We start from the raw sequence: 25,428 nt of genomic DNA, 5'->3' as shown, positions 1-25,428 counted from the left end.
GGCGGTCAAGCGCCGGTCGCTTGCGCGCAGGAAGGGGAACGCGCTAACGCGAAGTCGACATGCGATTTTTCCTGTTTCTTGCCGCGGCACTTCTTGCAACCCCTGCCGTCTCGCAGGATCGCGAGGTGCCCTACTGGGCAACCATCAAGGCCGAGACGCTGAACATGCGAGCCGGACCGGGCCGCGACTTCCCGATTCGCTGGGTCTACAAGCGGGAAGGTTTGCCTCTCAAGGTCATCCGGGTGCACGAAGGCTGGCGCCTTGTGAGAGACCCCGCCGGCGACGAGGGCTGGGTCACGGCGAACCTGCTGAGTGCCGAGCGCGGCGGGCTGGTCGTCGGCGATGGCCTTGCCGCAATACGTACCGGCGGATCGGACAGCGCCAAGGTCAAATGGAACGCGGAGCCAGGCGTCGTCGTCGCGCTGGGCGAGTGCGAGTCGGGCTGGTGCAAGGTGAACGCGGACGGTCGCAGAGGCTTCATGCGCGCCGACCGCCTGTGGGGCGCGGGCGCTCCCTGATCGGAAAGGCGGGGCCGGCCACAGCGACCGGCCCGCCCTTTTACGTCAGCCGGTAACCGGAACGCTGGTCGCCGTCACACCGGCGTCGCTGGTCGCCTTGAAAGTGCCGGTCGCGTCGGCGGCCTCTGCAGTCCAGCACATCTTGCCGAGGTTCTCGCCGTCGCCTTCGGGATCGAAGCAATGCTTACCGTCTTCCACCGAGTGCGCGCCCTTGACGTCGCCGTCCGGCCCCGATGCGGTGTAGGTGCCGTCCGCGTTGACGGTGAACTTCACCTTCGTCCCGTCCTCATAGGTCGCATCGTATTCGGTGCCGACGACCGGTCCGGCTGCGGCAGCAGGCGCGGGGGCGACTTCTTCGGCAGGCTCGGCAGGCGCCGGCTCGGCGGCTTCTTGCGAGCATCCGGCAAGCGCGATGGCGGCTGCCGAAAGAATGAGGATCGATCTCATGGACGTGTCTCCCTGTGAGCGACCCACGGGAGCGTCTAGCACAGTCGTGTGTGCCCGGTCGATAGACGCACAAAGGGCGGCAGTTTCCCGCCGCCCTTCGTTCTTGCGCTGGCGCTGATCAGGTCGTGGCTTCGGCCGGGGCGGGCGGCGTGACCGTCACGACCGTGCCGTCGTCCGCGGTCGAGGTGAAGGTGCCGTCGGCACCCGGAGCCTCGTCCTTCCAGCACATCTCGGGCGCGTCGCCTTCCGGATCGAAGCAGGTCTTGCCGTCCTTCGCCACGTACGTGCCCTTGTTCTCGACACCCTTGCCGTCCTTGCCCATCCAGGTACCGTCGGCGTTCATCGTCACTTCGCCCATCGAACCGTCGGCATACTTGACCTGGTAGGTGCCCATCACGGGCTCCGCAGCCGGAGCGGGCGCTTCAGCGACCGCCGTTTCGGCAGGTGCAGGTGCTTCTTCGGCTTGCTGCGAACAGGCGGCAAGCGCGGCGATTGACGCAATCAGAACGATTTTCTTCATGGCTTCCATCTCCCTCCAAGGGACCGGAAGGCTACGCCTGTCTTATTCCCGCCGCAAACTGTTTCACCGGGGCGTTTTCAGACGAGCTCCACCGCCACCGCCGTCGCCTCACCGCCGCCGATGCACAGCGAAGCGACGCCGCGCTTCAGGCCCTTCTGCTTGAGGGCGTTGAGCAGGGTCACGACGATCCGGGTTCCACTCGCCCCGATGGGATGGCCCAGCGCGGTCGCGCCGCCGTTCACGTTGACCTTGTCGTGCGGGATGCCGAGGTCCTTCATCGCGAACATCGCGACACAGGCGAAGGCTTCGTTGACCTCGAACAGGTCGACGTCAGCGACGGTCCACCCGGCCTTGTCGAGCACCTTGTTGATCGCGCCGACCGGGGCGACGGTGAAATCCTTGGGCTCCTGCGCGTGCGCGGCCATCGCGACGATCCTGGCGACCGGCGTCGCGCCCTTGGCCGAGGCGACGCTCTCTCGCGCCAGCACCACCGCGGCGGCGCCATCGGAGATGGAGCTGGACGAGGCGGCGGTGATCGTGCCGTCCTTGGCGAAGGCAGCGCGCAGCGTGCGCAGCTTTTCGGGGTTGCCCTTGGGCGGCTGTTCGTCGGTATCGACGGTCACGTCGCCCTTGCGGCCCGAGACGACGACGGGGACGATCTCGTCAGCGAAGGCGCCGCTGGTGATCGCCTCGTTCGCGCGGCGAAGCGACTCGACCGAGTAGTCGTCCATGTTCTCGCGGGTGAGCTGGTACTCGTTGGCGGTGTCCTGTGCGAAAGTCCCCATTGCGCGGCCCGCGTCGTAGGCATCTTCCAGTCCGTCGAGGAACATGTGATCGTAGGCGGTGTCGTGCCCGATGCGCGCGCCGGAACGGTGCTTCTTCAAGAGGTACGGCGCGTTGGTCATGCTCTCCATGCCGCCGGCGATCGCGACATCCATGCTGCCGCTGGCGAGCGCTTCGGAGGCCATGATGATCGTCTGCATGCCGCTGCCGCAGACCTTGTTGACCGTGGTCGCCTGGACCGACTTCGGCAGGCCCGCCTTGAGCGCCGCCTGGCGGGCAGGGGCCTGGCCAAGACCGGCGGGCAGCACGCAGCCCATGTAGATCCGCTCGATGTCCTCACCCGAAACGCCCGCGCGCTCAACGGCTGCCTTCACTGCGGTGGCGCCGAGATCGGTCGCCGAAACGTCCGCGAGTGCGCCCTGCATCCCGCCCATCGGCGTGCGCGCGTAGGAAAGGATGACGACCGGATCGGCTGCGGAGAAGGTGGGCATGGTTGACCTTTCAAATTCGGATTGGGCTTCGGCTTAATGCTGCACTGCGGCAATGGCAATCGTCTGAGGAGCGGGGGCTGGAAAGCGACACAAAGGCTACACCCAAATCCGTCCCCACTGTCGCACCCTTGCCGCAATATCGGCAAATCCCGTTCGAGCCGCGCAGAGGCGAAGAACCGCAAGGCGGGACTTATCGCACAGGGTTCGGCTTGTAGGAAAGTGCCGAGTGCGCCGCCCTTGCCAAGCGTCGCGTTATCGCAGAAACCCGTCGCAAACCGAAACCCGTCCGGAGAAGCAGCATGGCCGACAACCGCAAGACCGAACTCGAGGCCTTGCTCGAGAAGCAGCGCGATGCCTTCACCGCCGCGCGACCCGAACCGCTCGATGCCCGCCGCGACCGGATCGAGCGCGCGATGGCGCTGCTGAAGGAAAACGCCGATGAACTCTGCAAGGCGATGAGCGCCGATTTCGGCAGCCGCAGCATTCAGCAGTCGATGATCACCGATATCGCGAGCACGGTGGGGTTCGGGCATTATTGCCTGAAGAACATGGCAAAATGGTCCAGGCCAGAGCGCCGCAAGGTCCAGTTTCCGCTCGGCCTGCTGGGGGCGAAGGCGGAGCTGCGCTACGAACCGAAGGGCGTGATCGGCATCCTCAGCCCGTGGAATTTTCCGGTCAACCTCAGCTTCGGGCCGCTCATGCAGGTGTTTGCCGCGGGCAACCGTGCGATGATCAAGCCCAGCGAGTTCACCGAGCGCACCAGCGACGTCATGGCCGAATTGGTCGCCAAGCGCTTCTCCGACGATGAGTGCGCGGTGGTCACCGGCGGTCCCGAAGTGGCCCACGCATTCTCGAGCCTGCCGTTCGATCACCTGGTCTTCACCGGTTCCACGGCGACGGGGCGCAAGGTGATGGAAGCCGCAGCCCGCAATCTCGTCCCCGTCACGCTGGAACTCGGCGGCAAGAGCCCCGTGTTCCTTGGCCGCAGCGCGGACCTCAAGAAGGCGGGCGAGCGCATCGCGATGGGCAAGATGATGAACGCCGGTCAGATCTGCCTTGCGCCTGACTACCTCTATGTGCCCGAGGACATGGAAGAAGGCGCGGTCGCCGCGGTCGAACTGGGCGCGCGCGACATGTATCCTACGCTGCTGGCCAACGACGATTACGCCAGCGTCGTGTCCGACCGGCACTTCGACAGGCTGAAGGGCCTCGTGGCAGACGCGCGCGAGAAGGGCGCCGATGTCATCGAGGTCAATCCTGCCGACGAGGACTTCGGCAACTCGAACACCCGCAAGATGCCCCTGACGATCCTGCGCAACGTCACCGACGACATGGCCGCGATGCAAGAAGAGATCTTCGGGCCGGTCCTGCCGGTGAAGACCTACAAGGCGATCGACGAGGCGATCGACTACGTGAACAAGAACGATCGTCCGCTCGGCCTGTATTACTTCGGCGAGGACGGCGGCGAGCGCGAGAAGGTGCTCACGCGCACGATCAGCGGTGGGGTCACCGTCAACGACGTCGTCTTCCATGTCTCGATGGAGGACCTGCCCTTCGGCGGCGTCGGACCGAGCGGCATCGGCAGCTACCACGGGGTCGAAGGCTTCCGCGAATTCAGCCATGCGCGCAGCGTCTACACCCAGCCCAAGATCGACGTAGCCAAGCTCGGCGGGTTCAAGCCGCCCTATGGCAGCGCAACGGACAAGGCGATCAAGACGATGATGAAATGAGGGCGCTCGCCCTCGCTGCCGCGCTAGGGGTGGGCGGATGCGCGACCATGCCGCCACCGCCGGTCGACACCCTCGTCGAACCGGCGGACGTCACAACAGGCACCTGGCGCAAGGTCGATGCCGCGACCGGACGTCTGGCCGAGGTCGCCGAGCTGGAGGAGCTTGCACGCGCATTCCCGGATAGCGGGTCGGTGCAGGTCCGCCTCCTTTCGGCATATGTTCGCGAACGGCGGGGCGACAAGGCGCATGACCTGGTAGAAGCGATAACCAGCCGCGGCTATCGCTTCAGTCAGGCGGGCGAGGCGCAGTTGCGCCAGTTCTTCGCCGACCAGGGATCCAACAAGCTCTTCATGCTGTCGATCATGCCGAACGAGGTTCGCGTCGGCAGCGCCGTGGAGGCGACAGTGCCGGCCAGCGTGCTGTTGCCCGAGAGCGTCCTTCGCGAACGCCAGACCGGGCGGCTCTACGCCAGTTCGATCGTCTCGCGCGGATTGTTTCGCCAGGACGGAAAGGGCGGTTGGGAGGAAGTGGACCTGGGGGCGACGGGCAGCCTCTCGGGCATGGTGCAGGCACCCGACGGCACGATCTGGATTGCCTCGGGCGCGTACGAGCCGACGCCCGATCCGGACACCGCTTATAGGGGCTTGATCGGATACGACCCGCGATCCGGAAAGGTGTCGAACAAGGTCGCTCCGGCGGGAGCTACGCCGTCCGACATCGCCATCGGACCGGACGGTACGCTTTTCGCCGCGGATCCGCTGATGGGAGCGATCTACGACAGCCGCCCTAATACCGGGCACCTGCGGATGATCGTGGTGCCGGGTACTTTCCGCTCGCCGCAGGGCATGGCGGTGAGCGGGAACGGTCGCTTCCTCTACGTAAGCGATTACTCCTACGGCCTTGCGGTGGTCGACCTGCGGACGGGCGCGATCGATCGGCTGCCCGCGCCGAATTCGCCCTTCGTCGACGGGACCGACGGTCTCTGGTTTCATGGCGGGGAGCTGATCGCGATCCAGAACGGCGCCCGTCCGATGCGTATCGTCGCGCATCGGCTTGCGGCGGACGGCCGTTCGATCGTCTCGTCGCGTGTGCTCGAACAGGCGAATCCGGATTGGACCGAACCGGGCGCGGGATCGATTGCGGGGGATAGCCTGCTCTACATCGGGACCGGCCAATGGGACCGCTTCGGTGTCGGCGGAACGGCCGTCGAGGGCAAACCGCCCCTGCCGACCGAAGTGCGGAGGCTCGGGGTTGCGAAAAAGGGCATGGCTGTTCCCAAAAACCCCGGCTAGCGGCCTTGCGCGCCGGACCCTCGCGGACTAGGGCGCCCACGAACCCGCACGCAATCGAGTACGGACGCTTGGTCGATCTTTCGCAATACCTGCCGATCCTGATCTTTCTCGGGATTGCGCTCGGTCTTTCCGCGCTCTTCGTGTTCCTGCCGATGGGCGTCGCGCGGCTGACCGGGGCACACAATCCGACGGCCGAGAAGCTCAGCGAGTACGAGTGCGGCTTCCCGGCCTTCGAGGATTCGCGCAGCCAGTTCGACGTGCGCTTCTACCTCGTGGCGATCCTGTTCATCATCTTCGACCTCGAAGCGGCGTTTTTGTTTCCCTGGGCGGTCAGCCTCGACATGACCGGCTGGCCGGGCTGGATCACGATGATGGTGTTCCTCGGCGAACTCGCGGTCGGCCTTGCCTACGCATGGAAGAAGGGAGCGCTGGAATGGGAGTGATCCAACCGGCACCGGGCGGCGCAGTCGTGCCGCCGGACGCCGATTTCCACCGCTCGCTGACCGCCGAGGTTGAGGACAAGGGTTTCCTCGTCACGTCGACGGAGGAGCTGTTCCAGTGGGCGCGCACCGGCTCGCTGTGGCCGATGACGTTCGGCCTCGCCTGCTGCGCGGTCGAGATGATCCACGGCTACATGCCGCGCTACGATTTCGAACGCTTCGGCATCGCCCCGCGCGCGTCGCCGCGCCAGTCGGACGTGATGATCGTGGCGGGCACGTTGTGCAACAAAATGGCCCCGGCGCTGCGCAAGGTCTACGACCAGATGTCGGAGCCGAAGTACGTCATCAGCATGGGCAGTTGCGCCAACGGCGGCGGCTACTACCACTACAGCTACAGCGTGGTGCGCGGGTGCGACCGGATCGTGCCCGTCGACATCTACGTGCCCGGCTGTCCGCCGACGGCCGAGGCGCTGCTCTACGGCATCATGCAATTGCAGCGGAAGATCCGCCGGGTGGGGACGGTCGAGCGGTGAGCGTTCTGCACCCCGCACCGCGATATGCCTCGAACGAGGGCGTGCAGGCCGCGCTGTCGAAGGCGCTCGGCCAGTCGGTTGTTGCCGCGCACGAGGAGCACGGCGAGATCGTGCTGACCGTGGCGCGCGACGATGTCGAGACCGTCCTGCGCACCCTGCGCGACGAGCACGATTATCAGCAACTGATGGAGATCGCCGGGGTCGACTACCCGAGCCGCGACGAGCGGTTCGAGGTCGTCTACATGCTCCTCAGCCTGACGAAGAACCACCGCATCATCGTCAAGTGCACCGCCAGCGAGAGCACCCCCGTACCGACCGTGACCACGTTGTGGCCCAACGCCGGCTGGCTCGAGCGCGAGGTGTTCGACATGTACGGCGTGATCTTCGCCGGCAACACGGACTTGCGCCGCATCCTCACCGATTACGGCTTCGAGGGCCATCCCTTCCGCAAGGACTTCCCGCTCACCGGTTATACCGAGCTGCGCTACTCGGAAGACGAGAAGCGCGTCGTCTACGAGCCTGTCGAGTTGCCGCAGGACCTGCGCCAGTTCGACTTCATGAGCCCGTGGGAAGGCGCCGACTACGTTTTGCCGGGCGACGAGAAGGCGGCGACCCCGCCGGTCGACGAGCCCAAGACCACCGAGAAGCCCTCGCAGACCGGTGCGGGCGCCAAGACGGATGCCAAGGCGGCCGAGGAAGTTTCCGCCGGTCCCCCCGCCGAGAAGGCCAGCCGCAAGAAGGCCGCGGGCGCGCCCGCGCCGACCGAGGACCGCCCGTCACGCGCGCCGCGCAAGGGCAAGTCGGCCGACACCAAGGCCTCGACCGAGCCCAAGAAGCGTGCGCCCCGCAAGCCGAAAGGCGATGCATGAGGCGGCTTGCCGTCATCTCCGCGATCGCGCTGCTCGCCGCTTGCTCGCAGGCCGATGAGCCCAAGGGCGAGAGCGCCGAGGACTTCGCGCAGCGCGCGGGCGTGGCGCCCTCTGCCGGCGCGGTGCCGTCGGTCGCGGAAGTGAACGCGCAGCCCGTCGTGGCGGCCACCGGCGCGGCACAGCTCACCCCGCTCACCGCCGATGCGCCGAAGGTGCTCGGCAAGATCGCGGGCGGCTGCTCGTTCGTCTACCAGGGCCGCTCGCTGCTCGTGGTCGGCGCGGACGAGGGCGCCGATGCCAAGGGTCAGGGGGTGCTCGTGATCGATGGCCAGCAGGTCGTTCTGCCCGGCAGCGCCGCGGGCGGGCCGCAAGTCGTCGAAAGCGGGCCGACGCTTACCGGCGCGGGCTACACCGTCAGCGTCCTGCGCGCGGACGGCGCTCCCCAGGCCAAGGACGGTCGCAACGAATGGACCGCCGGCCTCAAGGTCGCGGGCCCCCAGGGCGAGACGACGTTCTCGCCCGGAACGTGGAGCTGCACGGCATGACGATGCAACTCGAACAGTCGCCGACCACCGGCGACGAGGTCATCACCAACTACACCATCAACTTCGGACCCCAGCACCCCGCGGCACACGGCGTGCTGCGCATGGTGATGGAGCTCGACGGCGAGATCATCGAGCGGATCGATCCGCATATCGGGCTGCTCCACCGCGGCACCGAGAAGCTGATCGAGCACAAAACCTACCTGCAGGCTCTGCCCTATTTCGACCGGCTCGACTACGCGTCGCCGCTGGCGATGGAGCACTCCTATGTGCTGGCGCTCGAAAAGCTGCTGAACATCGAGGTGCCGCTGCGCGCCCAGTACCTCAGGGTGCTGTTCGCCGAGCTGACGCGCATCTCGAACCACCTGCTCAACATGGCGCACCACATCCTCGACGTCGGCGCGCTGACCCCGGGTCTGTGGCTCTACGAAGCGCGCGAGGATTGCCTCAACTTCTTCGAGCGCGTCAGCGGCGCGCGGATGCACATGGCCTGGTTCCGGCCCGGCGGCGTGCACCAGGACGTGCCGGTCAAGCTGCTCGTCGACCTCGCCGACTGGATCGACACGCGGCTGATCCCGCTGTTCGAGGACGGCCTGAAGCTCGTCGTCGATAACCGCATCTTCAAGCAGCGCAACGTCGACATCGCCGTGGTGAGCAAGGACGACGCGGTCGCCTGGGGCTTCTCGGGCCCGATGATCCGCGCCGCGGGCGTGCCGTGGGACCTGCGCAAGAGCCAGCCCTACGACGTCTACGACCGCATGGACTTCGAAATCCCCGTCGGCACGCGCGGCGATTGCTACGATCGGTTCATGGTCCGGGTCGAGGAAGTGCGCCAGTCCGCGCGCATCATGAAGCAGTGCCTCGCCGAGATGCCCGAAGGCCCGATCGCGAGCGACGACCGCAAGGTGGTCCCGCCCAAGCGCGCCGAAATGAAGCAGTCGATGGAAGCGCTGATCCACCACTTCAAGCTCTACACCGAAGGCTTCCATGTCCCCGCTGGCGAAGTCTACGTGGCGACCGAGAGTCCCAAAGGCGAGTTTGGGGTCTACCTCGTGTCGGACGGGTCGAACAAACCCTACCGCTGTAAGATCCGCCCGACCGCGTTCAGCCACCTGCAGGCGATGGACTTCATGTCCAAGGGCCACATGCTCCCCGACGCAACCGCCATCCTCGGCGCGATCGACGTGGTGTTCGGGGAGTGCGACCGGTGACCTTCTGCGAACCTGTATCGCTTGCGGATAAGCTTGCTCAGTTTTCCGATCATTATAATCCGCGGATTATCGGCAACTACAACGGAAACGAAATCCGCGTGGTCAAGCTGCAGGGCGATTTCACCTGGCATAGCCATGCCGATACCGACGAGTTGTTCCTTGTCGTATCGGGCGAACTTGGGATCAGGTTTCGCAATGGGGTGCGGGTGTTGGGACCGGGCGAGTTTCTCGTCGTCCCCAAGGGAGTCGAACACCAACCTTTCGCCGATGGCGAATGCCATGTCATGCTTATGGACCGTGAAGGCGAGCCCAATACCGGATCCCACCCGTCAGTCCTTACCCGTGCAAAACTGGAAGCTATCTGATGGCTGACCGCGCACCCGCCCCCGATACGCCCGAACTGCGCGAGCGGTGGGGTTCGTTCGCCTGGACCGCCGAGAATGCGGACAAGGCGAAGGAGATCCTCGCGCGCTATCCCGAGGGACGCCAGCGCTCGGCGGTGATGCCGCTGCTCGACCTCGCCCAGCGGCAGGTCGGCGCGGAGACGAGCACGCAGGGCTGGCTGCCGCTGCCGGTGATGGAATTCGTCGCCCGCGAACTCGACATGCCGGTGATCCGCGTGCTCGAGGTCGCGACGTTCTACACGATGTACAACATCGCGCCGGTCGGCCGCTTCCACGTGCAGGTCTGCGGCACCACGCCGTGCATGCTGCGCGGATCGGACGACATCATGGCCGCGTGCAAGAAGCGCGGGATGAGCAAAGGCCACACCACTGACGACGGTCTGTGGACGCTGACCGAGGTCGAATGCATGGGCAACTGCGCCAGCGCCCCGATGGTCCAGATCAACGACGCGAACTACGAGGACCTGACCCCCGAACGCCTCGACGCGGTGCTCGATGCGCTCGAACGCGGCGAGACGCCCAAGGAAGGCACGCAGGACCCCGAGCGGCACACGGTGGAGCCGGTCGGCGCGCTCAGCAGCCTGACCGCGATGGTCGGCGAGAACCACGACTATCGGGGTGAATGGTGAGCATCGTCACGATCATCGTCGCGCTCGTGCTGATCTTCCTCGCGTGGAAGGTCCTGATGGGTATTGTGAAATTCGGCGCGATCATCCTGATCCTCGTTGCCGCCGCCTATTTCCTCTCGCAGGGAGGGATGGGATGAGCGACTGGAAAAGCCCCGAGGCCGGGCGCACGCTCGGGCTCATCTTTCTCCTGATCGGGGTGTTCCTGTTCGGCCTCGCCGCCTGGCAGAAATTCGGCCTCGGAGAGGAAACGCGGCTGTTTGCTCCCGCAGCCATGATTTGCGCGGCGGCTGCCATCATCCTCGGACAATCGAAGCGGAGAAGCGACAATGCTCGCTGACAAGGACCGCATCTTCACCAACCTTTACGGCTACCAGGACTGGGGCCTGAAGGCGGCGCAGCATCGCGGCGACTGGGACAATACCAAGGCGCTGATGGGCGTCGGCCAGGACGCGATCATCGACGAGATCAAGGCGTCCGGCCTGCGCGGGCGCGGCGGCGCGGGCTTCCCGACCGGCATGAAGTGGTCGTTCATGCCGAAGGAGAGCAAGGATGGCCGGCCGAGCTTCCTCGTCATCAACGCCGACGAATCCGAGCCCGGTTCGTGCAAGGACCGCGAGATCATCCGCCACGATCCGCACAAGCTGATCGAAGGCGCACTGATCGCCGGCTACGCCATGCGCGCGCGCGCCGCCTACATCTACATCCGCGGCGAGTTCATCCGCGAGGCCGAGACGCTCTTCAAGGCGGTCGCCGAGGCCTATGACGCGGGGCTGCTGGGCAAGAACGCGGCCGGGTCGGGTTACGATTTCGACGTGTTCGTCCACCGCGGCGCAGGCGCCTACATCTGCGGCGAAGAGACCGCGATGATCGAAAGCCTCGAAGGCAAGAAGGGCCAGCCGCGCCTCAAGCCGCCGTTCCCGGCCGGCGCGGGGCTCTACGGTTGTCCGACGACGGTCAACAACGTCGAGTCGATCGCGGTTGTCCCGACGATCCTGCGGCGCGGCGCTTCGTGGTTCGCGAGCTTCGGGCGCCCCAACAACGCTGGCACCAAGCTGTTCCAGATCAGCGGGCACGTGAACAAGCCCTGCGTCGTCGAGGAAGCGATGAGCATCCCTTTCGGCGAGCTGATCGAGAAGCACTGCGGCGGCATCATCGGCGGGCGCGACAACCTGCTGGCGGTGATCCCCGGCGGCTCCTCGGTCCCGCTGGTCCCGGCGGACCAGATCTGGGACTGCCCGATGGACTTCGACGGGCTGAAGGAAGTCGGCAGCGGCCTCGGCACGGCGGCGGCGATCGTGATGGACAAGTCCACCGACATCGTCCGCGCGATCAGCCGCATCAGCTATTTCTACAAGCACGAGAGCTGCGGCCAGTGCACCCCGTGCCGCGAAGGCGTGGGCTGGATGTGGCGGGTGATGGAGCGCCTGCGCACCGGCGACGCGCACGTCGAGGAAATCGACATGCTCCAGCAGGTCACCAAGCAGGTCGAGGGCCACACCATCTGCGCGCTGGGCGACGCCGCAGCCTGGCCGATCCAGGGCCTGATCAAGCACTTCCGGCCCGAAATCGAACGGCGTATCGCCGAGGCCGGCAACATGGCCGAAGCGGCTGAGTAATGCGGAAGGGAGGCGTGCGATGATCAATCGACTGTCGATCCTGGCATTGGTGGCGGCGGCGGTAAGTGCCGCGCCCGCGTCGGCGCAGTATGCGAGCGACGTGACCGAAGACCTGCGCGTGGAAACGCGCGACTTCGCCCAGTGCATTGCGGCCAAGGACCCTGTGAAGGCGCAGAAACTGCTCGGCCTGACGATCGGTTCGCCCGAATATCGTCGCGCGATGACCAAGCTGGTCAAGTGGAGCGGCTGCGTCGAAGATCCGGACATGGCGACTTTCGAGCCGCTTCTGCTCTCTGGCGCCCTGGCCGAACTGGCGATCAAGGATGGCGTCCCGGCCGGTCTCGGTTCGCTGGTTGCGTCGGCCAATCCCGCCGACCCGGCGCTGGCGATGGCCGATTGCGCGGTCCGCGCCGACAAGGCGAAGTCGGAGGCGCTGCTCGCCACCAAATGGCTCAGCGACGACGAGCGCGATGCAGCCTTTGATCTGAGCGCGACCCTGAAGCCGTGCGCGGCGAAGGATTCCATCCGGATCACTGCAGCCCAGCTTCGCGGCCTCGTCGCGCTCGCAACCCTGCGGACTTATGGGAACACGCCGTGAATCGCCTCCTGATATTTTCCGCCGCGCTTATGCTTGCCGGCCCGGCGCTCGCGCAGTCGTCGAACGAGAACGACCGCGACGACATCGCCGCGCGCAACGACGTGTCGGTCGAAAAAACCCTCGAGCGCGCCGAGCATGACCGCATGGACGCGCGCGCCAACGATAGGGTGTCGCGCGTGGCGCTGGAGCAGTGGGCGGGATGCATCGCGCGTTCGCACGCTGGCGAGGCCACACGCGTCCTGACTATCGATTTCAAGGCGCCGGCATATGGCCGGGCGATGCAGATGCTGTCGCAGGAAAGCAAGGACTGCATCCGCTTCCGCGGCACACTGCGCGCGGGCGGACTGCTGTTCGCGGGCGAGATGGCGGAAGCCCTGCTCGAGCAGCCGGGCGAGGCTCCGGTCGCACGGCTGGCGCGCGCCGCGGCGGGCCCGGCGACACCGTCGTTCTCGTTCACCGACAAGGTCGCGATCTGCACTGTGCGCTCGGCGCCCAACGACGTCGCCGACCTGTTCGCAACTGCACGCGACAGTGCCGAGGAAAATGCGGCCCTGCAAAAAGTCTCCGCGATCATGGGTCTTTGCGCCAAGGCGGCGGAAGCGAGCAAGCCGCTGTCGATCAATCCGGCCGGGTTGCGGGCGATGCTCGCCACGGCCGCGTTCCGTTCCGTGGAAAGCAGCAAGTCCTCCTGATGCCCAAGGCTACCGTAGGCGGTCGGGAAATCGAAGTTCGCACCGGGGGATCCGTGCTGCAGGCGCGCGGGCGTTGACGATCGGGCCGAGCACCATCCGCGTCCGGCTTGCGGAAGCGCTCCTGCGCGTGAACGGCCCGCTCCAGAAGGCGGATTGACCAGGCCACGGCTATGGTCCGCGCGGCGGTGCGCATCCGCCCGCCAAGCCGCGGCAAGATGCGCAATCGTGTGAGGGAATTAAGGCAGTGACGGTTCCCCGAAAAGTCGGCATCCTGACTTTGCCGCTCTATGTGAATTACGGGGGCATCCTGCAGGCGGCCGCGCTGTATCGTGTGCTGTCGGACCAGGGGCATCAGCCGGTATTCCTGGAACGGCGCCGCGACCGGAAGCCGCACAAGCAACTGGCGCGGCTGATCGCCGAGAACCTGCCGTTTCTCGACATCAAGGGGTTCCGCACCATGGCCCGGAGGTCGGGCAAGCATCGGCCCTTCATCCAGAACAACATGTCGGTGCGGTCCCGTCCGCTGCGGACCGTTTCCGACTTGCGGAAGGCCGTCTCGGAACATGATCTGGACGCGGTGATCGTCGGTAGCGACCAGGTCTGGCGCCCCGAATATCATGGGGACCAAACACCGCTGGCCTACTGGCTGAACTTCGTCGATCCGCGCCGCAGCAAGCGCATCGCCTATGCTGCGTCCTTCGGCAAGGCAGTCTGGGAGCGGCCCGATCTCGATGGGCGGATCGCCCCCCTGCTGGCCGATTTCCACGCGGTCTCGGTTCGCGAGGCGAGCGGTATCGAGATTTGTGCGCGCCACTTCGCGTACGACGATGCGAAGGTCATGATCGACCCCGCGATGCTCGTGGACCGGGCTTTCTATGACGACATCGCCACGGTCCCTTCCGACGCGGAGGGAACCTTCCTGAACTACATCCTGGGGCTGAACGATACGTCCATCGAAGACCTGACGAGGCTCGGCGCCGAGCTGCCGGGCGTCAGCCGCACGAAGTTCCTGCGCCTCAGTTTGGGAGGGGACGATATCACCATCAACGACTGGGTGGGGTATTTCCGTGCGGCGAAGTACGTCTTCACCGACAGCTTCCACGGTACTGCCCTGTCGATCTTGAACGAGAAGCCCTTTGTGAGCCTGGCGAACAAGAGGGGCGGAGAAGATCGCTTCGTCAACGTTCTCGGGTTGCTGGGACTGGAAGATCGGCTCGTCGAGCACGCGGACATCGGCAAGGTTGCCGAGCTCATGAAACAGCCTATCGATTATGTCGCCGTCCGCGCGCGTCTCGAGGAGTTGCGTGCGGACGCAACCGAGTTCCTGGCGAATGCTCTCGCCTGACATGGGAATCCGTCTCCTTCGAGCAGGTCACGCAGAGCGACGGGTTATGCGCAGGAGCACGGGCTTCCGTCCCCAACCGCGTACCGGCCGGGGACCTCTGGAGAGTGAAATGATGAGGTTGGCGGGAAACGCGATCCAGGCTGAGGCGAACGCGGGATGCTGAAACGTATCGCGCGCCATCTCAAGGGCATTTTCGCCTTATCGTACAACGCCGTTCGCGACACGTATCGTTTCTACAAATGGTCGTCGGCGGTCCGCGAGCCTCACCTGCGCAGCCAGCTTCGCGCCCGCCTGACTTTTGTCTACCACAAGCTGGAAAAAGGGCTGTCCATGCCGGACCGTCGGGCCGGCTTCGGGCGTGATGTCGCGACCAGCCTCGTGACCAAGCTGCGCGCGTACGAGGACGCGTACGGCCACGACGACGTGACACTTGTCGTCCGCGACGTGTTGCGGGAATACCGCTTCGAAATGGCGCGCGACGGGATAGCCGTCGACGAAGTCGAACGAATTCTGGGCCAGGATCCGGTGGCCCTCGACCCCGATCGCCGGGCCGGTTCCGTCCAGCTGACGCGAGACGATCTCTTTCCCATACCGCGCGAAGATGCCGTCCGCTTCCTGCAGGCGCGTCGCAGCGTCCGGCATTTCACGGGAGAACTGGTGCCCCGTGAACAGATCGAGCGCGTCGTGCGGATTGCGCAGCGCTGCCCTTCGGTATGCAACCGCCAGTCGGGCAAGGTTTACGCCTGCAACGACCGGGAGACGATCGATGCCGCGCTGTCGTACCAGAATGGCAATGCGGGGTTCGGCCACCTGATCGGCGGCCTTTTCATTGTCGTTGCAGACGTGACCCGTTTCAATCACGTGGGCGAGCGGCAGCAGGCTTTCGTGGACGGCGGCATCTTTGCAATGGCCCTGTTGCAAGCGCTGCAGGCCGAAGGGCTGGGTGGTTGCATGCTGAACTGGAGCATGGGCTATCACGATGACAACGCATTGCGCCGCCGTTTCGCGCTTGAGGATTCGGTTCACGTCATCACCATGATCGGGTTCGGGCCGACGCCGGACACGTTCAAGGTAGCCGCCAGTCCCCGCGAAAGCGTGCCAATTCGCTGGCTGGGCAATTGAACCATTTACTCTCGCAAGGTGGTTTTCTAAGTGCCCCCCTGAACCCGGGGCGCGGCGTGCGCTCCCCGTCCGGAATCCGGTCGCGCCGACCAGCGCGATCGCGCCTTCGATAAAAGGTAGCAATGCCCAAGGTCACCGTAGACGGCGAGCAGATCGAGGTCCCCGATGGGGCGACCGTCCTGCAGGCGTGCGAGCTTGCGGGGAAGGAAATCCCGCGCTTCTGCTATCACGAGCGGCTTTCGATCGCGGGCAACTGCCGCATGTGCCTGGTCGAGGTGAAGCCCGGGCCGCCCAAGCCGCAGGCGTCGTGTGCGTTGCCGGCTACAGAAGGCCAGGAAATCCGCACCGACAGCGAGATGGTCAAGCTGGCGCGCGAAGGGGTGATGGAGTTCCTCCTCATCAACCACCCGCTCGATTGCCCGATCTGCGACCAGGGCGGCGAGTGCGACCTGCAGGACCAGTCGGTCGCCTACGGCCGCGGAGCCTCGCGCTACGACGAGAACAAGCGCGCGGTGACCGAGAAATACATGGGCCCGCTCATCAAGACGGTGATGACCCGCTGCATCCACTGCACCCGCTGCGTGCGATTCTCCGAAGAGATCGCGGGCGTGGACGAAATCGGCGCGCTCTATCGCGGCGAGCAGATGCAGATTACGACCTATCTCGAAGAGGCGTGCAAGCACGAGCTTTCGGCGAACGTGATCGACCTGTGCCCGGTCGGTGCGCTCACCTCGCGTCCCTATGCGTTCGAGGCGCGGCCGTGGGAGCTCAAGAAGACGCTGTCGATCGACGTCAGCGACGCGGTCGGCGCGAACATCCGCCTCGACAGCCGCGGGCGCGAGGTCATGCGCGCGCTTCCGCGCAACAACGACGACGTCAACGAGGAATGGCTCAGCGACAAGGGCCGCTACATGGTCGACGGTCTGACCCGTCGCCGCCTCGACAAGGTGTGGATCCGCAGCAAGGGCAAGCTGCAGGCCGCGAGCTGGGACGAGGCGTTCAAGGCGATCGCCAAGGCCAAGCCGGGGGCCAGCATAGCGGCCATCGCGGGCGACCTGGTCGATTGCGAGACGATGTTCGCGGCAAAGAGGCTGGTGAATGCGCTCGGCTCGACCCTGCTCGAGGGACGCCAGACCGGGATGAGCTATCCCACCGGCAATCTCGCGGCGGTCAACTTCAATTCGACCTTCGCGGGAATCGAGACCGCGGATGCGATTCTGATCGTCGGCAGCATGGTCCGCTGGGAAGCGCCGCTGGTCAACGTGCGGCTGCGCAAGGCGGCCAAGCGCGGGGCGAAGGTCTTCGTCGTCGGCCCCCGCTGGGACACGACCTATCCGGCCGAATTCCTCGGTGACGACGCGGCGCTGCTGCACGACCTGCCGGGGCATGTGACCGAGGCGCTTGCCAAGGCCGAGCGGCCCGCGGTGATCGTCGGCGGGGCGGGGCTGGCCAAGGGCGCGCTCGATGCTGCGCTGGCGCTGCCAGTCCAGCGTGACGGGTGGAACGGGTTCAACGTGCTCCACATGGCGGCTTCGCGCATGGGCGGGCTGATGCTCGGTTACGCGCAGAAGGGCGGCATCGCCGACATCGCCAAGGCCGCGCCCAAGGTGGTGCTGGCATTGGGTGCGGACGAAGTCGACTGGTCCGCGTTCGCCGATAGCCTGAAGGTCTACATCGGCCACCACGGCGACAAGGGCGCGCACGCGGCGGACATCATCCTCCCCGCCGCCGCCTACAGCGAAAAGGACGGGACCTACGTCAACACCGAGGGGCGGGTGCAGTTCGCCGAGAAGGCCGTGTTCGCCCCGGGCGACGCGCGCGAGGACTGGACGATCCTGCGCGCGCTGGCCGATGCGCTGGGCGTCACCGTCGGGTTCGACAGCTTCGCCGAGCTCCAGGCCGCGATGATCACCGAAGTGCCGGCGCTGGGCGTCGAGGGTCTGGCCGATTACGGCGCGCTGCCGAAAGCCGGGAAGGGCAAGGCGAGCGGCGCGATCGCCTATCCGATCAAGGACTTCTACCTCACCAACCCCATCGCCCGCGCGAGCGTGGTGATGCAGGAATGCTCGGCCGAATTGCTGCATGGCGATGACGTGCGGGAGGCCGCGGAATGACCGAGTTCTTCCAGACCAATCTCGGACTGACCTATGAGTGGTCGTGGTTCCTCGCCACCCTCAGCGGCATCTTGCTCATCGCGCTGCCGCTGATGCTGGCGGTGGCGATCATTATCTACGTCGAACGCAAGCTGTGGGCGGCGTTCGCGCTGCGGCGGGGGCCGAACGTGGTGGGGCCGTGGGGCGTTCTCCAGTCCTTCGCGGACGGCCTCAAGGTATTCCTGCAGGAAACCATCATCCCCTCGGCCGCGAACAAGGGCCTGTTCCTGATCGCGCCGATCATCACCTTCACCGTCGCGCTGATGGCGTGGGCGGTGATCCCGTTCAATTCGGGCGCGGTGCTGGCGGATATCAACGTCGGCCTGCTCTACGTCCTCGCGATCAGCAGCCTCGGCGTCTACGGCGTGGTGATCGCCGGGTGGGCGTCGAACTCGAAGTACCCTTTCTTCTCCGCGATGCGTGCCGCGGCGCAGATGATCTCGTACGAGGTCTCGATCGGCTTCATCCTGATCTGCGTGGTGCTCTACGCCAACTCGTTCAACATGAACGCCATTGTCGAGGCGCAGCGCGGTCACGGGCTGGGGATCGTCAACGGCTACGTGTTCAACCTGCTGCTGTTTCCGATGTGGGTCATGTTCCTGATCAGCAGCCTTGCCGAAACGGCGCGCGCGCCGTTCGACCTGACCGAGGCTGAGAGCGAGCTCGTCGCCGGATACCAGACCGAATACAGCTCGATGAGCTTCGCGCTCTACTGGCTCGGCGAATACGCCAACGTGCTGCTGATGTGCACGCTGAACGCCGTGCTGTTCTTCGGAGGCTGGCTCCCGCCGCTAGAGCTGGAATTCCTCTACGTGATCCCGGGGTTCGTCTGGCTGCTGCTCAAGATCGCGCTGATGTTCTTCATCTTTGCGTGGATCAAGGCGACCGTGCCGCGGTACCGCTACGACCAGCTCATGCGGCTCGGATGGAAGGTGTTCCTGCCGATCTCGCTGCTGTTCGTGGTCCTTACGTCGGGCTGGCTCATGTTCACGAGGTACGGATGACCATCGCCCATCTCATCAAGTCGTTCACTCTGTGGGAGTTCGTGAAGGCGCACGCCCTCACGCTGAAGTACTTCTTCAAGCCCAAGGCGACGGTCAACTACCCGTTCGAGAAGAACCCGCTCAGCCCGCGCTTCCGCGGCGAGCATGCGCTGCGCCGGTATCCCAACGGCGAGGAGCGCTGCATCGCGTGCAAGCTGTGCGAGGCCGTGTGCCCGGCGCAGGCGATCACGATCGAGGCCGAGCCGCGCGAGGACGGCAGCCGTCGCACCACCCGCTACGACATCGACATGACCAAGTGCATCTACTGCGGCTTCTGCCAGGAAGCCTGCCCCGTGGATGCGATCGTCGAGGGGCCGAACTTCGAATACGCGACCGAAACGCGCGAGGAACTGCTCTACGACAAGGCGAAACTGCTGGCCAACGGGGACAAGTGGGAGCGGGCGCTGGCCGCGAACCTTGAAGCCGATGCGCCCTACCGATAGGGGCCGCGCGCAACGATGATCCAGACCGCCGCCTTCTACCTTTTCGCCGCGCTCACGATCGCCTCCGCGGTGCTCGTGATCACCGCGCGCAACCCGGTGCATTCGGTGCTGTGGCTGATCCTCGCGTTCTTCAACGCGGCGGGCCTGATGGTGCTCGTCGGCGCTGAATTCATCGCGATGCTGCTGGTAATCGTCTACGTCGGCGCGGTCGCGGTGCTGTTCCTGTTCGTGGTCATGATGCTCGACATCGACTTCGCTTCCCTGCGTGCCGGATTCGTCAGGAACTTCCCGCTCGGCCTGCTGATCGCGCTGGTGCTGCTGGCCGAACTCGTGTTCGGGATCGGTGCCTACCAGGCCGGCAAGATCGAGCTTGCCACCGGCACCGCCGACCAGGTCGCGCCCATGGCGGAAAGCAACATCGCCGCGATCGGCCAGGTTCTCTATGGGCAATACCTCTTCCTGTTCGAAAGCGCGGGCATCATCCTGCTCGTGGCAATGGTCGGCGCGATCGTGCTGACCCTGCGCGAGCGCAAGGACACCCGCCCGCAGGACATTTCGCACCAGATCCGGCGGCGTCCCGGCGACGCGACCCGCAACGTGAAGCCCGAAGTGGGCCAAGGGGTGCAACTGTGATCGGCCTCGAACACTACGTCGTCGTGGGCACGGTGCTGTTCGTGCTGGGGGTGCTCGGCATCTTCGTGAACCGCAAGAACGTGATCGTCATCCTCATGTCGATCGAGCTCATCCTGCTGGCGGTGAACATCAACCTCGTCGCATTCAGCGCCTTCCTCGGCGACCTGACGGGGCAGATCTTCGCCATGTTCGTGCTGACCGTTGCTGCCGGTGAGGCTGCGATCGGTCTGGCGATCCTCGTCATCTATTTCCGCGGCCGCGGTACCATCGCGGTCGACAGCGTCGACCGGCTCAAGGGATAGGCGGACCCGTGCATCCGATCCTGATCATCGTCTTCGGACCCTTGCTGGCTGCCGTGATCGGCGGGCTGGGCAACCGCATGCTCGGCAATACGGTGGTCAAGTCGATCACCACCGGCGCGCTCTTCCTGTCGTGCGCCTTGAGCTGGCCGATCTTCCTCGGCTTCGTCGGCGGGACTTACGAGCCGACCGTCGTGCCGGTTCTCCAGTGGGTCCAGTCGGGCGCGATGAGCTTCGACTGGGCACTGCGCGTCGACACGCTGACCGCGGTCATGCTGGTGGTCATCACCACCGTTTCGGCGCTCGTCCACCTCTACAGCTGGGGGTACATGGAAGAGGACCCGGACCAGCCGCGGTTCTTCGCCTACCTTAGCCTCTTCACCTTCGCGATGCTGATGCTGGTGACGGCGGACAACCTGGTCCAGATGTTCTTCGGATGGGAGGGCGTCGGCCTCGCCAGTTACCTCCTCATCGGGTTCTGGTTCAGGAAGCCCAGCGCGAACGCCGCAGCGATCAAGGCCTTCGTGGTCAACCGCGTGGGCGACCTCGGCTTCATGCTCGGCATCTTCGGCACGTACCTGGTGTTCGGCACGGTCTCGATCAGCGAAATCCTCGCTGCGGCACCCGGCATGGCGGGGGCGACGATCGGGTTCCTCGGCTACCGCGTCGACACGATGGATGTGCTCTGCATCCTCCTGTTCATCGGCGCGATGGGCAAATCGGCGCAGCTGGGCCTGCACACCTGGCTCCCCGACGCGATGGAGGGCCCCACCCCCGTGTCCGCGCTGATCCACGCCGCGACGATGGTCACCGCGGGCGTATTCATGGTCTGCCGCCTGTCGCCTATGTTCGAGGCGGCTCCGATCGCGCTGATGTTCGTGACCTTCATCGGTGCGGCGACCTGCCTGTTCGCGGCGACCGTCGGCACCACGCAGTGGGACATCAAGCGGGTCATCGCCTATTCGACCTGCTCGCAGCTAGGCTACATGTTCTTCGCCGCAGGCGTCGGCGCCTATGGCGCGGCGATGTTCCACCTGTTCACGCACGCCTTCTTCAAGGCGCTGCTGTTCCTCGGCGCTGGCAGCGTGATCCACGCGATGCACCACGAGCAGGACATGCGCTATTACGGCGGCCTGCGTAAGCACATCCCGCTGACTTTCTGGGCCATGACCGCCGGTACGCTCGCCATCACGGGCGTGGGTATCTACTGGTTGCACGCGGGCTTTGCCGGCTTCCACTCGAAGGACGCCATCCTCGAGGCGGCATGGGGCCGCGGGACCGAGATGGCCCACTTCGCCTTCTGGCTCGGCGCGATCGCGGCGCTTTTGACCAGCTTCTATTCGTGGCGGCTCGTGTTCCTCACGTTCTTCGGCAAGCCGCGCTGGGCGGGCAGCGAGCACATCCAGCACGCGGTTCACGGGCACCATCACGATCATCCCTCGGACGAGGACGCCGGCCATGACCATGCGCATGACCATGCCGCGCATGGCGATGGCACCGCAGGCTATCATCCGCACGAGAGCCCGCTCTCGATGCTGATCCCGCTCGGCGTCCTGAGCCTGGGCGCGGTGTTCGCGGGCTGGGTATTCAGCCACGCCTTCCTCGACGACGCCGGCTTCTGGCAGGGTTCGATCTTCTACAACGAGGATCTCATCCACGCGATGCACGCCGTGCCGCTTTGGGTGAAGCTGACGGCGACGTTCGTGATGCTGATCGGCCTCGCGTTCGCCTGGCTCGGCTACATCCGCGACACCGACATGCCGCGCCGCGCCGCCGAGCAGATCGGACCGGTCTACCGGTTCTTCTACAACAAATGGTACTTCGACGAGCTTTATAACGTCGTGTTCGTGAAGCCGGCGTTCTGGCTCGGCCGCAAGTTCTGGAAGATTGGCGACGAGGGGGTCATCGATCGCTTCGGGCCCGATGGCGCGGCCTGGGTGGTTGCGCAGGGCACGGTGGGCGCCAAGCGCTTCCAGTCGGGTTTCCTCAATACCTACGCGCTGTGGATGCTCATCGGCCTTGTCGCCGCGATTACCTGGGTACTGGTCTGATGGGGGGCTTTCCGATCCTTTCGCTGATGCTCCTCGTGCCGCTCGTGGCGGGGCTCGCTTGCTTCTTCCTCGAAGCGAAGGCCGCGCGCATGGTCGCGCTGATTGCCACGCTGGCGAACCTCGCTCTCGGCATACTGCTCTGGGTGAATTACGATATCGGCGGCGCGCAATGGCAGTTCACAGAACGGGCCGAGCTGTTCGCGGGCTTCAGCTATGCGCTCGGGATAGACGGCATCGCGCTGCTGTTGATCGTGCTCAGCGTATTCCTGATGCCGATCTGCATCCTCGCCAGCTGGGAATCGATCGAGAAGCGCGTCGGCGAATACATGGCGGCGTTCCTGTTCATGGAACTGCTGATGATCGGCGTGTTCGCCGCGCAGGACCTGCTGCTGTTCTACATCTTCTTCGAAGCCGGCCTGATCCCGATGTACCTCATCATCGGCATCTGGGGCGGCAAGGACCGCATCTACGCGAGCTACAAGTTCTTCCTCTACACGCTGCTCGGCTCGGTCGTGATGCTGGTCGCGATGCTGTGGATGATCGGGGAAGCCGGGACGACGGACATCCCGACGCTGATGCAGTACGACTTCGACCCCGCGGCTCAGACGTGGCTGTGGCTGGCGTTCTTCGCGAGCTTCGCCGTCAAGATGCCGATGTGGCCGGTGCACACCTGGCTGCCCGACGCACACGTCCAGGCGCCGACCGCGGGTTCGGTGATCCTGGCGGGCGTGCTGCTGAAGATGGGCGGCTACGGCTTCATCCGGTTCAGCCTGCCGATGTTCCCCGAAGCGAGCGCGCAGCTTGCCTGGCTGATCTTTGCGCTCAGCATGATCGCCGTGGTCGTCACCAGCCTGATCGCGCTGGTCCAGCACGACATGAAGAAGCTCATCGCCTATTCCTCGGTCGCCCACATGGCGATCGTCACGGTGGGCCTGTTCGCCTTCAACGTGCAGGGGCTGGAAGGCGCGATGATCGTGATGCTGAGCCACGGGCTGGTATCGGGCGCGCTGTTCCTCTGCGTCGGCGTCATCTACGATAGGCTGCACACGCGCGAAATCGACCGCTACGGCGGCCTTTCGATCAACATGCCCTACTACGCGCTGTTCTTCATGCTGTTCACGATGGCCAGCATCGGGCTTCCCGGCACCAGCGGCTTCGTCGGCGAATTCCTGAGCCTTGCGGGCATCTACCAGGTGTCGACGTGGGTCACGCTGGTCTGCACCACGGGCATCATCCTGGGTGCGGCCTACATGCTCTATCTCTACTGGCGCGTTGCGTTCGGCGTGCAGAAGAACGCCGACGCCGCGGCCATGCCTGACCTTAATGCCCGCGAATGGGCCATGCTCGCGCCGATCGCTGCCGCCGTGCTGTGGATGGGCGTCTATCCCGAAAGTTTCCTCGCACCCATGCGCAAGGACATCGCCGCCCTCGACGCACGCCTTTCGCGCGCCGCGCCCGAAGGGGACAGCAAGCCCGCCGAAGCCCGGCCCGAACAGGTGCGGACCAAAGCCGCGAACGCGATGCCGCACCATGAAGCGGCTGAAGGGGAGGGCCACTGATGGACTATTCCCTGTCCCTTCGCCTCGTCGCGCCCGAGGTCCTCCTCAGCGTAGGCGGGCTCATCCTGCTGCTCGCCGCAGCGTGGATGGGCGACAAGGCGAGCAAGGCGATCTCGATCGCATCGGTCGCGGTTCTCGTTGCAGCCGCGGCCCTGACCGCGCCGGTCCTGTGCGGCGGAAACGCCGGCGCCGGGACCGAGGCGTTCTTCGGCCAGATGCGCGCCGACGCGTTCGCCGCATTCGCGAAGATGCTGATCTACGCTGCCGGCGCCGCCAGCCTGATGATCGCCCCGCGGTTCTTCGACCGCTGGAACGCGATGCGCGCTGAATACCCCGTGCTGATCGTCTTCGCAGTCCTCGGCATGAGCATCATGGTCTCCGCCGGCGACCTGATGACGCTCTACATCGGGCTCGAGATGAACAGCCTCGCGGCCTACGTCCTTGCGGCTTTCCTGCGTGTGGATTCGCGTTCGGAAGAGGCGGGCCTCAAGTACTTCGTGCTGGGTGCGCTCGCGAGCGGCATCCTGCTCTACGGCATGAGCCTGACTTACGGCTTCACCGGCACGACCAGCTTCGCGGGGATCCGCGCGGTTCTGGAAAGCGGCATGTCGACCGGCGCGCTGTTCGGGGTGATCTTCGTTCTCGCGGGTCTTGCTTTCAAGATCGCCGCGGTGCCCTTCCATATGTGGACGCCCGACGTCTACGAGGGCGCGCCGACCCCGGTGACGACGTTCTTCGCGACCGCTCCCAAGGTCGCGGCCGTCGCGCTGCTGATGCGCGTATCTCTCGATGCGTTCGGGGCCCAGAGCGACGCCTGGCGCCAGGTGGTGACCTTCGCCGCGCTGGCCTCGATCGTCGTCGGTGCATTGGGTGCGATCGGACAGGACAACATCAAGCGCCTGCTCGCCTATTCATCGATCAACAACGTCGGCTTCATCCTTGTAGGTCTTGCCGCAGCCACACCCGAGGGCGCGAGCGCAATGCTCGTCTATCTCGCGATCTACGTCGCGATGTCGGTCGGAAGCTTCGTCGCGGTGCTGATGCTGCGCGACGCTGACGGCAACCAGGTCGAATCGATCACGGACATGGCCGGCCTCAGCCGTACCAGCCCGGCGATCGCATGGTGCCTTCTGCTGCTCATGCTCAGCCTTGCCGGTATCCCGCCGCTGTTCGGTTTCTGGGGCAAGCTGGTCGTGTTCCAGGCCGCCGTCGATGCCGGAATGATCGCCATCGCGACGATTGCCATCGCCGCGAGTGTCATCGGCGCGTTCTATTACCTCAAGGTCGGCAAGGTCATGTTCTTCGACGAGCCGGCGGACAAGGTGAAGGGGCCCAACGACTGGGCGCACTGGGCGCTGCTCGTGGTCAGCACCGTGTTCATTTCGCCGCTCGGCTACCTGCTGACCGGATGGCTCGGCGGCCTGGCCGACAAGGCTTCGGCCGCGCTGTTCCTGGCCGCCTGAGT

General features: G+C 65.4%; 28 protein-coding genes. 25 read left to right on the top strand and 3 right to left on the bottom strand.

Annotated elements, in window-relative coordinates; all coding sequences use genetic code 11:
- Positions 1-59 precede the first annotated feature (59 nt).
- The gene (locus A6F68_RS11110; protein WP_067679976.1) at positions 60-518 is read left to right on the top strand and encodes an SH3 domain-containing protein; all 459 of its coding nucleotides are present in this window, start codon (positions 60-62) and stop codon (positions 516-518) included.
- A gap of 45 nt (positions 519-563) precedes the next feature.
- Here the strand turns inward: A6F68_RS11110 and A6F68_RS11105 are convergent, their stop codons facing one another.
- The 3 genes from A6F68_RS11105 to A6F68_RS11095 form a co-directional block, all read right to left on the bottom strand.
- The gene (locus A6F68_RS11105; RefSeq protein ID WP_067679973.1) at positions 564-965 is read right to left on the bottom strand and encodes a hypothetical protein; all 402 of its coding nucleotides are present in this window, start codon (positions 963-965) and stop codon (positions 564-566) included.
- 118 nt (positions 966-1,083) lie between these two features.
- Positions 1,084-1,485 (bottom strand): hypothetical protein, encoded by a 402-nt coding sequence (locus tag A6F68_RS11100; protein ID WP_157096720.1) that lies wholly within the window; start codon positions 1,483-1,485, stop codon positions 1,084-1,086.
- Positions 1,486-1,562: 77 nt separating this feature from the next.
- Positions 1,563-2,759, bottom strand: coding sequence for an acetyl-CoA C-acyltransferase (locus A6F68_RS11095; RefSeq protein WP_067679967.1), 1,197 nt, complete (start codon positions 2,757-2,759; stop codon positions 1,563-1,565).
- Positions 2,760-3,058: 299 nt separating this feature from the next.
- Between A6F68_RS11095 and A6F68_RS11090 the strand changes: the two genes are divergently transcribed.
- The 24 genes from A6F68_RS11090 to nuoN all read left to right on the top strand — a co-directional run bounded on the left by A6F68_RS11090 (position 3,059) and on the right by nuoN (position 25,426).
- Positions 3,059-4,489 carry a coniferyl aldehyde dehydrogenase gene (locus A6F68_RS11090; RefSeq protein ID WP_067679964.1) on the top strand — a complete coding sequence of 477 codons (1,431 nt, stop codon included), beginning with the start codon at positions 3,059-3,061 and terminating at the stop codon, positions 4,487-4,489.
- On the top strand, positions 4,486-5,781 hold the full coding sequence (locus A6F68_RS11085; RefSeq protein ID WP_074428314.1) for a Vgb family protein: 1,296 nt from the start codon (positions 4,486-4,488) through the stop codon (positions 5,779-5,781). Before A6F68_RS11090 ends, A6F68_RS11085 begins: the two co-directional genes overlap by 4 nt.
- Before the next feature lie 68 nt (positions 5,782-5,849).
- Positions 5,850-6,224, top strand: a complete 375-nt coding sequence (locus A6F68_RS11080) for an NADH-quinone oxidoreductase subunit A (RefSeq protein ID WP_067679958.1) — start codon at positions 5,850-5,852, stop codon at positions 6,222-6,224.
- Complete coding sequence (locus A6F68_RS11075; RefSeq protein WP_067679955.1) at positions 6,194-6,754, top strand: NuoB/complex I 20 kDa subunit family protein; 561 nt, start codon at positions 6,194-6,196, stop codon at positions 6,752-6,754. The genes A6F68_RS11080 and A6F68_RS11075 overlap by 31 nt, the downstream gene beginning before the upstream one ends.
- A complete protein-coding gene (locus A6F68_RS11070) occupies positions 6,751-7,623 on the top strand; it encodes an NADH-quinone oxidoreductase subunit C (protein ID WP_067679952.1) in 873 nt (290 codons plus the stop codon). The genes A6F68_RS11075 and A6F68_RS11070 overlap by 4 nt, the downstream gene beginning before the upstream one ends.
- Complete coding sequence (locus A6F68_RS11065; RefSeq protein WP_067679950.1) at positions 7,620-8,168, top strand: hypothetical protein; 549 nt, start codon at positions 7,620-7,622, stop codon at positions 8,166-8,168. The genes A6F68_RS11070 and A6F68_RS11065 overlap by 4 nt, the downstream gene beginning before the upstream one ends.
- Positions 8,165-9,376, top strand: a complete 1,212-nt coding sequence (locus A6F68_RS11060) for an NADH-quinone oxidoreductase subunit D (protein WP_067682492.1) — start codon at positions 8,165-8,167, stop codon at positions 9,374-9,376. The genes A6F68_RS11065 and A6F68_RS11060 overlap by 4 nt, the downstream gene beginning before the upstream one ends.
- Positions 9,373-9,741 carry a cupin domain-containing protein gene (locus tag A6F68_RS11055; protein ID WP_067679947.1) on the top strand — a complete coding sequence of 123 codons (369 nt, stop codon included), beginning with the start codon at positions 9,373-9,375 and terminating at the stop codon, positions 9,739-9,741. The genes A6F68_RS11060 and A6F68_RS11055 overlap by 4 nt, the downstream gene beginning before the upstream one ends.
- Positions 9,741-10,409 (top strand): complex I 24 kDa subunit family protein, encoded by a 669-nt coding sequence (locus A6F68_RS11050; protein ID WP_067679944.1) that lies wholly within the window; start codon positions 9,741-9,743, stop codon positions 10,407-10,409. The genes A6F68_RS11055 and A6F68_RS11050 overlap by 1 nt, the downstream gene beginning before the upstream one ends.
- Positions 10,403-10,546, top strand: coding sequence for a hypothetical protein (locus A6F68_RS15220; protein ID WP_198152594.1), 144 nt, complete (start codon positions 10,403-10,405; stop codon positions 10,544-10,546). The genes A6F68_RS11050 and A6F68_RS15220 overlap by 7 nt, the downstream gene beginning before the upstream one ends.
- Entirely contained in the window at positions 10,543-10,746 is a 204-nt protein-coding gene (locus A6F68_RS11045; protein WP_067679941.1) for a hypothetical protein, read from the top strand. The genes A6F68_RS15220 and A6F68_RS11045 overlap by 4 nt, the downstream gene beginning before the upstream one ends.
- Positions 10,736-12,025, top strand: a complete 1,290-nt coding sequence (nuoF, locus tag A6F68_RS11040; RefSeq protein ID WP_067679938.1) for an NADH-quinone oxidoreductase subunit NuoF — start codon at positions 10,736-10,738, stop codon at positions 12,023-12,025. Before A6F68_RS11045 ends, nuoF begins: the two co-directional genes overlap by 11 nt.
- 19 nt (positions 12,026-12,044) lie before the next feature.
- Complete coding sequence (locus A6F68_RS11035; protein WP_067679935.1) at positions 12,045-12,623, top strand: hypothetical protein; 579 nt, start codon at positions 12,045-12,047, stop codon at positions 12,621-12,623.
- Positions 12,620-13,315: a hypothetical protein gene (locus tag A6F68_RS11030; RefSeq protein WP_067679932.1), complete on the top strand. Its 696-nt coding sequence runs from the start codon at positions 12,620-12,622 to the stop codon at positions 13,313-13,315. Before A6F68_RS11035 ends, A6F68_RS11030 begins: the two co-directional genes overlap by 4 nt.
- Positions 13,316-13,559: 244 nt before the next feature.
- The gene (locus A6F68_RS11025) at positions 13,560-14,660 is read left to right on the top strand and encodes a polysaccharide pyruvyl transferase family protein (RefSeq protein ID WP_198152593.1); all 1,101 of its coding nucleotides are present in this window, start codon (positions 13,560-13,562) and stop codon (positions 14,658-14,660) included.
- A gap of 156 nt (positions 14,661-14,816) precedes the next feature.
- Positions 14,817-15,782: a nitroreductase family protein gene (locus A6F68_RS14880; protein WP_067679926.1), complete on the top strand. Its 966-nt coding sequence runs from the start codon at positions 14,817-14,819 to the stop codon at positions 15,780-15,782.
- A 122-nt stretch (positions 15,783-15,904) separates the two neighbouring features.
- Positions 15,905-17,896 (top strand): NADH-quinone oxidoreductase subunit NuoG, encoded by a 1,992-nt coding sequence (nuoG, locus tag A6F68_RS11015; protein WP_067679922.1) that lies wholly within the window; start codon positions 15,905-15,907, stop codon positions 17,894-17,896.
- Positions 17,893-18,939 carry an NADH-quinone oxidoreductase subunit NuoH gene (nuoH, locus tag A6F68_RS11010; RefSeq protein ID WP_067679919.1) on the top strand — a complete coding sequence of 349 codons (1,047 nt, stop codon included), beginning with the start codon at positions 17,893-17,895 and terminating at the stop codon, positions 18,937-18,939. Before nuoG ends, nuoH begins: the two co-directional genes overlap by 4 nt.
- A complete protein-coding gene (nuoI, locus tag A6F68_RS11005) occupies positions 18,936-19,421 on the top strand; it encodes an NADH-quinone oxidoreductase subunit NuoI (protein WP_067679916.1) in 486 nt (161 codons plus the stop codon). Before nuoH ends, nuoI begins: the two co-directional genes overlap by 4 nt.
- Positions 19,422-19,436: 15 nt before the next feature.
- Positions 19,437-20,054: an NADH-quinone oxidoreductase subunit J gene (locus A6F68_RS11000; RefSeq protein WP_067679913.1), complete on the top strand. Its 618-nt coding sequence runs from the start codon at positions 19,437-19,439 to the stop codon at positions 20,052-20,054.
- Positions 20,051-20,356, top strand: a complete 306-nt coding sequence (gene nuoK / locus A6F68_RS10995) for an NADH-quinone oxidoreductase subunit NuoK (protein WP_067679910.1) — start codon at positions 20,051-20,053, stop codon at positions 20,354-20,356. Before A6F68_RS11000 ends, nuoK begins: the two co-directional genes overlap by 4 nt.
- 8 nt (positions 20,357-20,364) lie before the next feature.
- Complete coding sequence (gene nuoL, locus A6F68_RS10990; RefSeq protein WP_067679907.1) at positions 20,365-22,404, top strand: NADH-quinone oxidoreductase subunit L; 2,040 nt, start codon at positions 20,365-20,367, stop codon at positions 22,402-22,404.
- Positions 22,404-23,963, top strand: coding sequence for an NADH-quinone oxidoreductase subunit M (locus A6F68_RS10985; protein ID WP_067679904.1), 1,560 nt, complete (start codon positions 22,404-22,406; stop codon positions 23,961-23,963). Before nuoL ends, A6F68_RS10985 begins: the two co-directional genes overlap by 1 nt.
- Positions 23,963-25,426 carry an NADH-quinone oxidoreductase subunit NuoN gene (gene nuoN, locus A6F68_RS10980; protein WP_067679901.1) on the top strand — a complete coding sequence of 488 codons (1,464 nt, stop codon included), beginning with the start codon at positions 23,963-23,965 and terminating at the stop codon, positions 25,424-25,426. Before A6F68_RS10985 ends, nuoN begins: the two co-directional genes overlap by 1 nt.
- The last annotated feature ends 2 nt before the right edge of the window (positions 25,427-25,428 follow it).

The sequence above is a fragment of the Tsuneonella dongtanensis genome (assembly GCF_001698205.1).
Classification (GTDB): Bacteria; Pseudomonadota; Alphaproteobacteria; order Sphingomonadales; family Sphingomonadaceae; genus Tsuneonella; species Tsuneonella dongtanensis.
Note: the sequence above shows the minus strand (reverse complement) of the source record. Positions and strands in the feature narration are given on the sequence as shown.